Genomic DNA, 12656 nt, shown 5'->3' with positions numbered 1-12656 from the left:
CTCGCCGAAACGCCCACGGAAAGCGAAGTGCCTGGAGCGGAAATCAACATACGAGTTTAACGGTGCCTAAATAAAAAAACGTCAGCTTCCGTAGTGGAGTTGACGTTTTTTTATAAGGAAGCTTAAATTTCTTTTCCTTTTATAAACAACCAAATATCATGAAATACTTTGGCACGATAAAGAGTACTGATAATAACTAATGTCACAGGTCCAAGGATCAGACCTAAAAAGCCAATAAGCTTAAAGCCCACAAATAAGGAAATAAGGGTAGCTAATGGATCCAAACCAATATTCGAAGAGAGAATTTTGGGCTCCATAATCTGTCTCTGCACTAGGACAATAATATAAAGGACACCAAGACCAATTGCCAGTCCCATATCTCCCCCGATGACTTCATATATGATCCATGGGACAAACACTGCCCCTGTGCCTAAGTAAGGGAGAACATCAACAATACCAGCCAATAAAGCAATTGTTATGGCGTAATCAACTCTTAAAATTAATAGTCCAATTAAAATAATCACAGTAGTGATGGAGATTAGGGTGAGCTGAGCTTTAATAAAACCAAATAATGCCTTTTTTAAATCAGTAAATACTGTTTTACTGCTGGACTTGGCACGGTCAGGTAAAATCTTACTGCCAATTCCCCTTAATTTATACCAATCTTTACTGATAAAAAAGGTCGCCAACAACGAAAAGATTAGGACTGTGGCAGCATTTGGAATCCAAGATAAAATATTGGGAATACCTAAAAACAGATTCTGTATGAATGAACCAACGGTAGTGCCAATCTTTTTCCCGACATTTTGGATGTTATTTATAATGGTATCCTGTTGTCCGGTTTCAAGTTTATTAAAGTAGCCGGAAATTTGGTCATAAAGAGGCAGGATTTGTGCAGTGAAATATTTTTCACTGTAATTGATTAAAGTATCTAAATGTTTTGGAACTACATTTGCCAAATAATTTGCACCTGAAACAATTTCGGCAACTAATAATGTTATGAGACCGGCAAATACCGCAAAAATAATAATTAATGCGATAAAGACACCTAAAGCCCGCGGCATTTTTGCTTTCTTTTCAAATAGATTGACAAGCGGGTTAATCATAAAGGCGATAACTAGGCCGATTAAAAATGGATAGGTAACTTTGGACAAATAATAAAACGAGAAAAGCCCCAAAACAATAATACCAATTACGAGTAAAAACCTGATTGTACGGTTTATGTAAATGCGACTCAAAAAGTGAACCTCCTTCCAAGGGTGACTAGTATAGTTTACCATTTTATAAACGTCTTTGCATATTTTTCCATGCACAGGAATCGTTCTAGTGTAATCATACGATTTTCTATGAAAAAGGTTTCCACAATTAAATAATAATTGAATAAGTTTTATGAATATTATGGTAGTATAATTTAGTGAAAGGGTGGATTAATTTGGTAAATGAATCGGTTTTATTTTTAATGTTATTGTTAGTTATTGGATATATTGCAAAAAACAGTTCATTGATGATTGCTATTTTGGTGCTTCTTTTATTAAAGACTGCAGGAATGAATGATAAGTTATTTGGTATGATTCAAACAAAGGGGATCAATTGGGGAGTCACAATTATTACTATTGCTGTATTAGCCCCGATTGCAAGTGGTGATATCGGATTTAGGGATCTATCCGGAGCCTTTAAATCCTATTATGCATGGATCGCTTTAATTTCAGGGATACTTGTTGCTCTACTGGCCAAGGGTGGAGTAAAACTACTGGCAGAAGACCCCCAAATTACGACCGCATTAGTTTTAGGGACGATTCTATCTGTTTCAATTTTTAAAGGAGTTGCGGTTGGCCCCTTAATCGGTGCAGGGATTGCATATTCTGCCATGAAATTAATTGGACTATTTAGTTAGATTTTTTGTAAAATAATAATTTTTTTGTTATTTTCAGTTCCTTTTCGTTCACAAAAATCTCAAAATTGTTTATAATAGGCTTGTAAGCGTCTAGTTTTTTACATAAAACCACATTAGACATACTGATTTACTTGTAAAATAATTATTCACCTGAATGAAAGGGCATACATGCTTTTGTTTCAACTTCGAGCAATCGCTCAGTCAGTTTTTCACGAATGTAATTGAACTGTACTTTAATGCCGTTTCTTCAATTGAACTGGATGCTGCCTAAGTATTCCAGTTTAAAATATTTAAAGAAATATGGGTAATGGGGAAATTTAGAAAGGTGAAGGAGAGATTATTATGACAGTTACACGTGGTCTTGAAGGGGTAGTCGCAACAACTTCCTCAATTAGCTCGATTATTGATGACACTCTAACCTATGTTGGCTACGACATTGATGATTTAGCAGAAAATGCAAGTTTTGAAGAAGTAATTTATCTATTATGGCATCGTGAGCTTCCTAATGCGTCTCAATTAGCTGAGTTGAAAAAACAACTCGCTGAAAATTCAGCTCTGCCTCAAGAAGTAATTGAGCACTTTAAAATGTATCCAATTCAAAAAGTACATCCAATGGCAGCACTTCGTTCAGCTGTTTCCCTTTTAGGATTATACGATGACGAAGCAGATGTCATGGAGCCAGAAGCAAACTTCCGTAAAGCGATCCGTCTGCAGGCAAAAATGCCGTCAATCGTCGCTACATTTGCACGTGTTAGAAAAGGACTTGAGCCTGTGGCCCCAAGACAGGATTTAAGCTTTGCAGCTAATTTCCTTTATATGTTAACCGGCAATGTACCTGACAAAATTGCAGAGGAAGCAATTGATAAAGCATTAGTACTGCACGCTGACCATGAATTAAATGCGTCTACCTTTACTGCTCGTGTATGTGTGGCTACATTATCTGATATTTATTCAGGAGTTACCGCCGCTATTGGTGCACTTAAGGGACCTCTTCACGGTGGAGCAAATGAGGCAGTTATGAAGATGCTCTCTGAAATCGGCTCACCAGAAAATGTGGAATCCTACGTACATGGTAAACTTGAAAAGAAAGAAAAAATAATGGGTTTTGGTCATAGAGTATACCGTCTAGGTGACCCACGTGCCAAGCACTTGAAAAAAATGTCTAAGAAATTAACAGAGCTTACAGGCGAACCACAATGGTACGATATGTCCGTTAAAATCGAGGACATCGTGACAGGGGAAAAGAAATTGCCGCCTAACGTTGATTTCTATTCTGCTTCTGTCTATCACAGCTTAGGGATTGACCACGACCTGTTTACACCTATCTTTGCTGTTAGTCGTGTTTCAGGATGGCTTGCTCATATCCTTGAACAATACGAGAACAATCGTCTTATTCGTCCTCGTGCCGAATATACCGGCCCTGGAATGCAAAAATATATCCCTATTGAACAAAGGGGTTAATATTTTACTTTTTTGCAAAAAATTGATGTAATAAGATTGAGTAAAGGTTAGAGAATTCTCTAACCTTTGATTCAGTCTGCTATTTTTTTAAACTTTTGTACATAACATAGGAGGGAGATTACAACATGCAAGGTGAAAAAATCACGGTTAATAATGGCGTACTAAATGTACCAAACAATCCAATTATCCCATTTATCGAGGGGGATGGAACAGGTCCAGATATTTGGGCAGCATCCTATAGAGTATTAGATGCAGCAGTAGAAAAAGCTTATAAAGGTGAGCGCAAATTAGTTTGGAAAGAAGTTTTAGCTGGAGAAAAGGCGTTTAACCAAACAGGTGAATGGCTTCCACAAGAAACCCTCGATGTCATCAATGAATATTTAATTGCTATTAAAGGACCATTAACAACTCCAGTTGGAGGCGGTATTCGTTCTTTAAACGTTGCTCTTAGACAAGAGTTAGATCTATTTGTTTGCTTGCGTCCTGTAAGATGGTTTGAAGGTGTTCCATCACCTGTAAAACGTCCACAGGATACTGATATGGTTATCTTCCGTGAAAATACTGAAGATATTTATGCTGGTATTGAGTATGAAAAAGGCTCAGATGCAGTGAAGAAAATCATCAATTTCCTTCAAACTGAAATGGGAGTTAAGAAAATCAGATTCCCTGAAACATCCGGTATCGGCATTAAGCCAATTTCCGAAGAGGGTACAAAGCGCCTTGTTCGCTCAGCACTTAACTATGTGATTAAAGAGGGAAGAAAGTCCCTTACAATTGTGCATAAAGGGAATATCATGAAATTTACCGAAGGCGCATTTAAAAATTGGGGCTATGAGATTGCAGAACAAGAATTCGGCGATAAAGTCTTTACTTGGGCACAGTATGACCGCATTAAAGCAGAACAAGGAACAGATGCGGCAAATAAAGCCCAAGCAGAGGCAGAAGCAGCAGGCAAAATTATTGTGAAGGATGCCATTGCAGATATCTTCTTACAGCAAATCTTAACTCGTCCACGCGAATTCGATGTTGTTGCTACAATGAATCTAAATGGTGACTATATTTCTGATGCATTAGCTGCGCAGGTTGGCGGTATCGGTATTGCACCAGGAGCAAACATTAACTATGAAACTGGTCATGCCATTTTCGAAGCAACACATGGTACAGCACCTAAATATGCAAATCTTGATAAAGTTAACCCATCTTCTGTGATCTTATCAGGCGTATTAATGCTTGAGCATCTTGGCTGGAATGAAGCAGCTAAAATGATTACGAAATCTATGGAAAAAACCATTGCATCTAAAGTTGTTACTTATGACTTTGCTCGTCTCATGGAAGGGGCTACTGAAGTGAAAACTTCAGAATTTGCTGATGAGCTTATCAAAAATATGGAATAATGATTTAACTAATGGGCTGTTTTCGGACGGCCCGTTGTTTCATCTATAATACGAACAAAGGGGAGAAGGAGATGTCATTAAAACGCAAGAAAGTTTCTGTTATTGGCGGGGGTTTCACAGGAGCAACAACTGCATTTTTACTGGCACAAAAAGAACTTGGGGATGTTGTATTAGTTGATATTCCACAAATGGAGAATCCAACAAAAGGAAAAGCATTAGATATGCTTGAAGCAAGTCCTGTTCAAGGTTTTGATGCCAACATCATCGGTACTTCCAACTATGAAGATACAAAGGAATCTGATATTGTCGTCATCACCGCAGGGATTGCTCGCAAACCTGGTATGAGCCGTGATGATCTGGTGCAAACAAACCAAAAGATAATGAAAAGTGTTACACAGGAAATTTCCAAGTATTCTCCCAACGCGATTATCATTGTGTTAACAAACCCAGTTGACGCAATGACTTACACGGTATTTAAAGAATCAGGGTTTCCAAAAAATCGTGTAATTGGTCAGTCCGGCGTCCTTGATACAGCCCGTTTCCGTACTTTTATTTCACAGGAATTAAATCTTTCTGTTAAAGATATCACCGGTTTTGTATTAGGTGGTCATGGTGATGACATGGTTCCTCTTGTTCGTTATTCCTATGCTGGTGGAATCCCGCTAGAAACATTAATTCCAAAAGAACGGCTGGATGCGATTGTTGAACGCACTAGAAAAGGCGGCGGTGAAATCGTTAACCTGCTTGGAAATGGAAGCGCCTACTATGCACCTGCAGCATCACTAGTTGAGATGTGCGAGGCGATCCTGAAAGACCAACGCCGTGTATTACCTTCTATTGCTTTTCTTGAAGGTGAGTATGGCTACAATGGTATTTACCTTGGCGTTCCAACGATTCTTGGTGCCGGGGGAATTGAAAAAATCATTGAGCTTGAACTTACCGAAGAAGAAAAAGAAGCGCTTGATAAATCAGCTGATTCCGTCAAAAATGTAATGAACGTATTAGTTTAAAATGAATTTGGAGATTCGGGGGGAAGGTGCCCTGAATTTCTCTTAGTTATATTTGAAACCGTTTTCATTGGAGGCATGAGACGATGTTATTAGGAAAAAAACGAAAAATAGGCAGAAGAATTGATGAAATCAATATCGGAGAAAAATTGTCATTAACAGAGAAAATAGAGGATAAGGACATACTGCTTTATTTAGGACTAACCGATGATGCTAACCCACTTTATATTCAGCATGACTACGCTTCACAGACCCCATTCGAAAAGCCGATCGTTCCATCCATCATGCTGACAGGTTTAATTACATCGGCGATCTCTAAATATTTACCAGGGCCAGGTAGTCATATTATCAGCCAAAATATTGAGTTTCCCAAACCAGTTTATCATTATTGCATGGTGGAATTTTCCTTCGAAGTGATGGATGTATCAAATGAGGATCACACAGTTACCATCCATGTAACCGGGACAAATGAAAAAAAAGAAACAGTGATCCAGGGAACGTTGAAAGTTTGTCCACCTCACCGCTTGCAAGAGATTCATGGGACGGCTATGGAAAATTTTTAGAGACAAGGAATGCTTTTGGGCATTCCTTGTCTGGGCTTTTTTATAAAAGAGGGTCTACTATTCAAAGATTATCTTTTAAGTTATTCCATGATTAGTCCCCGATCAGGGTACCATAATCAATTATCTTTATATCGACACTGTAATGGATCGGAACATTACTAAATGTTTGTTCCCAATCCTTTTTTATTTTCTCCCATGTTCTAGGATATTTAATTTGAAATTCTTTTCCAAACTCGACCACGTCAATCTTGTATTTCTTTTGTGTTTTAACCAATACATTCTTTATTAAGTGTTCCACTTCTTCTTCAGAATTTTTTTCTGCCTTTTTCAAAAATTTCTCATCAGATGGCTTTCCGGATCTATCCCAATGTTCAGCGAGAGTTCCTTGGGATTCAATTTTTACATCAAAGGAAATTTGATTTTTTACCATATGAGGAGTAATTTTACTTTTCAAAGTTTTTATCTCATATGTGATAGGTTGCCCTGTTTCTTTATCAATACTATTAACTAGACCGCCCTTTGCCTTTCCTGTCAACCAATTCAAGCCTTCGATATCCTTTTCATTTATAAAACCGACTAATTTTCTTGACTTTCCCTTGATTACGGCAGCCCCGGAAAATTTAACTTCTCCCTTTTCAGTGACTAAATTTTGCAACAAAAAACTTGTTCCTGAATGGAGTTTTCCTTGCAGTTTGGCCATGGGTAATGACTGAAGGATTTTCGTTGTTCTTTCTTGGCTTTTTGTTATTTGAAATAAATGGTAAGCAGGGATAACACTTGATTCTTTTGTTTCGAGAGTTTTTTGAGCATTGTTTTTGGCAATGAAAATATAACTGCTTTGTCTAATTTCTACTTCCCTTAAAAAAAAATCTAATAATTTCTGCAGATTTACTTTCCGTGCAAGGTCTGCACTGATGACAATGACCTTTGAATGTTGGCCAAATGAACGTTTTTCGTTTTTTAATACCATTTTTCGCAATACTGATATAACGGAATGTCCAGATTCAGTAATATTTTGGTATGATTTTTGGGATCCACCTTTTTGAGTGTTTTGGCTATTAGGCTGGGCTGTGAAGAACTGGTTTGTCAGTGTCAAGCTTATTTGTTTAGAACTGCCCTCATTTGGTCCTTCCATGTCTCCTTTAAAAGGATCTTCTTTTTTCAAATCCATTGCAGTCCCTGCTACAAAACCTAATTCTTCAATTTCTTTACTGCTCCAGCATCCTGTTAAAGAAAAGAGTAAAAAAGATGAGAGAAACAAGGTTTTAAGAGTTCTTTGCTTCATGTTTAGCTCCCTTAAGTTTAGAGATTACAAATAATAATGGTGGAACTCCGCCAAATAAGAACAGGGCCGACCAGCCAATATAATCGCCAAATTTAAAGACCATATTTAGATTTTGAGGATATCTTGCAATTATATATATAAAAGGCAAAACTCCAAACATAAATGGTTTCATCTTTTTATTGAAAATGTGGGCCAATCCTAAAGTGGCAGCATAATAAGTGACAATAAAGGTTGCGAAGATTTGCATAATCCAAATAACGAGTAGCATGGACTCAAAGCGTTCAAAAATTAACCCCTGAATTTCAAAACTTCGTATCAGCCCGATTGTTGGCCAGGTTCTTGAGACTGTTCCATCGATTGATAATGCACCAATGACCATCACTACAGTAATAATGTAAAAAAACATACATATTGAAATTCCAATTGTTAAAACTTTAATCGCTTTTTTAGGCTTTTGCATAAAAGACACAAGGATTAGCATAATTTCTGGTCCTAAGTAAGCCATTACCGTTGTACTTACCCCTTTTAATACTGGAGTAAAACCCAACCCCAAAACAGGACGAAGATTATCTAGATCAAATAAGCCTAAGCTTAAAAAGGTAACGAACAAAAAAACCACCACAGTAATGGGGAAAATAATTTCAAATAAACGGGCAATGGGATTAATGCCATCTATAATTAAATATAGGCCCAGCCATATAAAAGGCATAATAATTGCCCAAATTGGGGTGCCCTCCAGTAAGAAAAATCCGGTTACCTCAGCAAGTGTTCTTACTTCATATGAGGCGAGTGCCAAAAAATAACCAACCATAAGCAGACCTAGAAAGGCCCCTAGCCATTTTCCAATGATTTCCTTACTGTATTGATAAAAGGTTTTTTCTGGGAATTGTTGGCTTAATTTAACCATGATGAAACCGGCCATAAATGAGATTAAACCTCCCAGTATCACAGAAATCCAAACATCAGGTGTTTTCACTTTATCAACAGATGATCGGGGAAGTGTCAGAATCCCTGCAGCAAGTACGTAATTAATTAGAATTACCACAGCTTGAGGGGTGGTTAACAGGTCTTTAGGGTTTGTTTTCATGTTTCATTTCCCCCTATAAAATGGCAACTATCAGCCTTTTCGGACTGAATCTTTTGGGTCAAGCATTTCTGGACGACGTTTCATCATACCAATTGGCAAACGTACCAGTAAATCCTTCCAGTCGCTTAATCGGTAAGGAACAGCCGGACTGCAGTATGGGACGCCAAAACTTTTCAATTTCACTAAGTGAATGCACAGTAATAGGAAAAATAGGATAATCCCATATAAACCCATTATGGCGGCACAGATCATTGCCATAAAGCGCAGTATACGTAATGTAATCCCGGCACTATATTGCGGAATCGCAAAGGATGATATGGCGGTTAACGAGACAACAATTACCATAATGGGACTGATAATTCCTGCTTGCACAGCTGCCTCCCCGATGATGAGTCCTCCAACAATCCCCATGGCAGGACCAATCGGTTTTGGCAATCGCAAGCCTGCTTCACGTAATATTTCAATGGCAATTTCCATGATTAATGCTTCGATCAATGCTGGAAAAGGAACTCCTTCTCTTGTACCGATAATGGACAGAGCTAATTTGGTTGGAATCAATCCGGGATGAAAAGAAATAAATGCGATATACAGAGCAGGGTTAAATAATGATAAGAATGCTCCAAAATAACGCAATAGCCTAATTAAGGTCCCTGGCAGCCATCGTTCATAATAGTCTTCTGGAGATTGAAGCAACATGTTGAATGTGACGGGAACAATTAAAGCAAATGGCGTCCCATCCAGAAGAATGGCAACCCTTCCTTCCATTAAAGCACCAATCACTCTGTCAGGACGCTCCGTATTCTGTACTTGCGGAAAGGGACTAATGAAATTGTCTTCTATCATTTGCTCGACATAACCAGATTCAAGTAAATCATCAATATCGATTTTACTGATCCTTTTCTTGACCTCTTCTACCAATTCAGAGTCAGCAATATCTTCCATAAAAACAATAGCAAGTTCTTTTTTTGCCTGTTTCCCTACTTGGTAATTAAGGATTGACAGGTTTTGATTATTCACATTTTGTCTTAAAATGGCAGTATTATCCATTAAAATTTCGGTAAAACCAATCCGTGGTCCACGAACCAATGCTTCAGAAACAGGTTCTTCAATACTGCGACTTTTTGATTTCGTTGTATTGAGAATGAGTGCGCCAGCCACCTGGTTCATTAATAGGGCAGTGGAACCTGACATAACTTTGGAAGCTAAAGCACTCACATCTTTTACTTCCGTTATTCCACTGACTGATAGTACTTGATACCTAATGAATTCCTTTAAATTACCCTGATAACTTTCAGGGAATTGTACCATTAAAGAGTTTAAGATATGTTTATCAATCAAATCTTTATCTGCAAGCCCGCTGAGAAAGATAATTGCTGCGGGAATGCCAGTAGTACCGATATAAAACTCGCGAATATTTAGATCTGAATTGTGACCGATTTCTGATTTAATCAACTCTAAATCATTTTTAATTTTTCCTGAAAATGGCTTCGCTGATTCTTCCATCCGTTTATACCCTCTCCTTCATGTTGTTAATCCACATAAAAAGACGTGATATTAAAAAAGGGACAAGGAATGTAATCATTGCCTGTAATAATACTAGCCAATCAGGAAGTTTCGAAACGATTGATTTCCACATATATATATCACCCATTTTTATCATTCCATATTTTTGAAAAAATATTTTATTACTACAGCTGAAAAGGTGAAGAAATACTTCCAAAGCAAGCGAATCTACTTACTTTTTAATGTAAGGGTATCCAAACAAGTATTCTTGCTAAATTTATATTATAATGAAAGAAAATAACCTTAGTTTGGAATTTTATGGGGGAGATTATGAAAACAAAAGTACTTGTTGTAGATGATGAACAGTCAATTGTTACGTTGCTCCAGTATAATTTGAAGCAAGCTGGATTTGAAGTGATTACCGCTATGGACGGGATGGAAGGAAAAAGACTCGCTGAGGTTGAGTATCCAGATATCATCATTTTAGATCTGATGCTGCCAAAATTGGATGGAATGGATGTTTGCAAGCAGCTCAGACAGGAAAAAGTTATGACTCCCATTTTAATGTTGACAGCAAAAGACGATGAATTTGATAAAATATTAGGATTAGAACTTGGGGCAGACGACTATATGGTGAAACCATTCAGCCCTAGGGAAGTAATCGCAAGGGTTAAGGCAATTCTAAGAAGGTCACAAATTCAAAATGATGACTCCGAAGGAAATAAAAGTGAAGCTCAACAGATCATGATTGGCAGTTTAACTCTTTATCCAGAAAAATTTGAAGCCTTCTTTAAAGAAGAACTTCTTGAGCTAACCTTAAAGGAATTTGAGCTCTTAATCTATCTGGCTCAAAATAAAGGCCGGGTCTTAACTCGCGATCAATTGCTGAGTGCTGTTTGGAATTATGATTTTGCGGGCGATACTAGAATTGTTGACGTACATATTTCCCATCTGAGGGAAAAGATAGAGGAGGATACGAAAAAGCCAGTATACATAAAGACAGTTCGTGGTTTGGGATACAAACTTGAGGGGCCAAAGGTAGAATGACCAAGTTTCGGAAAAAAATTTTTGTCGCATTGTTTATATTAATCATTTTAGTACTGATTGGTATTGGGGTATTGTTAGGGCAATTATTTAAAATCTCTTATATTGAGACATTAAATGACCAGATCAAAGCAGAAATCTTTTTCTATCTTTCCATTTGCCTAGGCATTGCTATTTTTTTCATACTTTTTCTATCGATACGAATTACCACCAGGTACACAAAACCGATTGAAGACGCGACCAACGTTGCGATTGAACTGGCAAAAGGAAACTATCGGGCCAGAACGACAGTGGGTCGCTTAGACGAAACTGTCATGCTGGGAACTTCGATCAATATGTTAGCAGAAAATCTTCAAGAGTTGGTGAAATCACAGGAAATACAACAGGATCGGTTAACTGCTCTGATTGAAAATATGGGGGCCGGGTTGATTTTAATTGACAGCCGGGGCTATATTGGCCTAATCAATAAGGGGTTTAGTGATCTCTTTCACGTGAATGGTTCCCAATATTTAAACAAGCTTTATTATGAAGTAATTGAGCAAAAGGAAATCTGTCAAATTGTTGCTGAGGTTTTCCGTACAGAGCAAAAAGTGAATAAACAATTGATGATTCCTTTGGAAATTCAACGAAAATATTTCGTTGTCTACGGAATTCCGATTATTGGCACTAACCATGTGTGGAAAGGAGTTCTGCTAGTATTTCATGATATCACTGAGTTAAAGAACTTGGAGCAGATGCGGAAGGATTTTGTAGCAAATGTCTCTCATGAATTAAAAACCCCGATTACTTCCATTAAAGGATTTACGGAAACTTTATTGGACGGAGCCATGAATAATAAAGAAACACTAGAAGCCTTTTTGTCCATCATATTAAAAGAGAGCATTAGATTACAAACACTGGTTCATGATTTATTGGAGCTGTCAAAAATTGAACAGCAAGGCTTTATCCTAAACATACAGAAAGTTGATCTTTACCACCTTCTCAATGATGTGATGACTTTGCTTGATGGGAAGGCTCAGGCAAAGGATATTGACTTGCAATTTTATTGTAATCTCTCTGAAGTAACTGTGGATGGTGATCGTGATCGACTGAAACAAGTCTTTATCAATTTAATTAGCAATGCAATCATCTACACACCTCCAAACGGTATTGTGAAAGTGTATTTATTAGAACAGGTTGAAGAAGTGCGAATTCATGTGCTTGATACCGGAATCGGTATTAATAAAGAAGAAATTCCGCGCATTTTTGAACGGTTTTATCGTGTTGATCGTGATCGGAGCCGCAATTCCGGTGGGACGGGTTTGGGCTTGGCAATTGTAAAACACTTAGTGGAGGCGCATCACGGTAATATTAGTGTGAAAAGTGATCTTGGCAAGGGCAGTGAATTTATCATTGAACTTCCTAAAAAGTTAAAATGA

Annotated in this window: 11 protein-coding genes; 7 read left to right on the top strand and 4 right to left on the bottom strand. The window is 37.6% G+C overall.

What is annotated here, in order from left to right; genetic code table 11:
• Positions 1–122: 122 nt before the first annotated feature.
• The gene (gene ytvI / locus V7083_RS10390) at positions 123–1238 is read right to left on the bottom strand and encodes a sporulation integral membrane protein YtvI (protein WP_335477456.1); all 1116 of its coding nucleotides are present in this window, start codon (positions 1236–1238) and stop codon (positions 123–125) included.
• A gap of 221 nt (positions 1239–1459) precedes the next feature.
• Between ytvI and V7083_RS10385 the strand changes: the two genes are divergently transcribed.
• The 5 genes from V7083_RS10385 to V7083_RS10365 all read left to right on the top strand — a co-directional run bounded on the left by V7083_RS10385 (position 1460) and on the right by V7083_RS10365 (position 6319).
• Positions 1460–1894: a DUF441 domain-containing protein gene (locus V7083_RS10385; protein ID WP_438823713.1), complete on the top strand. Its 435-nt coding sequence runs from the start codon at positions 1460–1462 to the stop codon at positions 1892–1894.
• Positions 1895–2236: 342 nt separating this feature from the next.
• A complete protein-coding gene (citZ, locus tag V7083_RS10380) occupies positions 2237–3355 on the top strand; it encodes a citrate synthase (RefSeq protein ID WP_335477454.1) in 1119 nt (372 codons plus the stop codon).
• A gap of 125 nt (positions 3356–3480) precedes the next feature.
• The gene (icd, locus tag V7083_RS10375; protein WP_335477453.1) at positions 3481–4749 is read left to right on the top strand and encodes an NADP-dependent isocitrate dehydrogenase; all 1269 of its coding nucleotides are present in this window, start codon (positions 3481–3483) and stop codon (positions 4747–4749) included.
• 71 nt (positions 4750–4820) lie between these two features.
• Positions 4821–5759 (top strand): malate dehydrogenase, encoded by a 939-nt coding sequence (mdh, locus tag V7083_RS10370; protein WP_335477452.1) that lies wholly within the window; start codon positions 4821–4823, stop codon positions 5757–5759.
• 83 nt (positions 5760–5842) lie between these two features.
• Positions 5843–6319, top strand: coding sequence for a MaoC/PaaZ C-terminal domain-containing protein (locus V7083_RS10365; protein WP_335477451.1), 477 nt, complete (start codon positions 5843–5845; stop codon positions 6317–6319).
• Positions 6320–6410: 91 nt separating this feature from the next.
• Here V7083_RS10365 and V7083_RS10360 read toward each other — a convergent pair whose 3' ends face one another.
• From V7083_RS10360 to V7083_RS10350, 3 genes are read right to left on the bottom strand one after another with little or no spacing between them, the layout of a single operon-like run.
• Entirely contained in the window at positions 6411–7604 is a 1194-nt protein-coding gene (locus V7083_RS10360; protein WP_335477450.1) for a Ger(x)C family spore germination protein, read from the bottom strand.
• Positions 7585–8691, bottom strand: coding sequence for a spore germination protein (locus tag V7083_RS10355; RefSeq protein WP_335477449.1), 1107 nt, complete (start codon positions 8689–8691; stop codon positions 7585–7587). Before V7083_RS10355 ends, V7083_RS10360 begins: the two co-directional genes overlap by 20 nt.
• A gap of 30 nt (positions 8692–8721) precedes the next feature.
• The gene (locus tag V7083_RS10350) at positions 8722–10194 is read right to left on the bottom strand and encodes a spore germination protein (RefSeq protein ID WP_335477448.1); all 1473 of its coding nucleotides are present in this window, start codon (positions 10192–10194) and stop codon (positions 8722–8724) included.
• A 330-nt stretch (positions 10195–10524) separates the two neighbouring features.
• Here V7083_RS10350 and V7083_RS10345 point away from each other — a divergent pair, with 330 nt between their 5' ends.
• On the top strand, positions 10525–11241 hold the full coding sequence (locus tag V7083_RS10345) for a response regulator transcription factor (protein ID WP_335477447.1): 717 nt from the start codon (positions 10525–10527) through the stop codon (positions 11239–11241).
• Positions 11238–12656, top strand: a complete 1419-nt coding sequence (gene pnpS, locus V7083_RS10340) for a two-component system histidine kinase PnpS (RefSeq protein WP_335477446.1) — start codon at positions 11238–11240, stop codon at positions 12654–12656. The genes V7083_RS10345 and pnpS overlap by 4 nt, the downstream gene beginning before the upstream one ends.

This window comes from Bacillus sp. JJ1764, from assembly GCF_036962145.1.
Classification (GTDB): Bacteria; Bacillota; Bacilli; order Bacillales; family Cytobacillaceae; genus Neobacillus.
The sequence above is the reverse complement of the archived record's forward strand: the minus strand, read 5'-3'. Positions and strand labels throughout refer to the sequence as shown.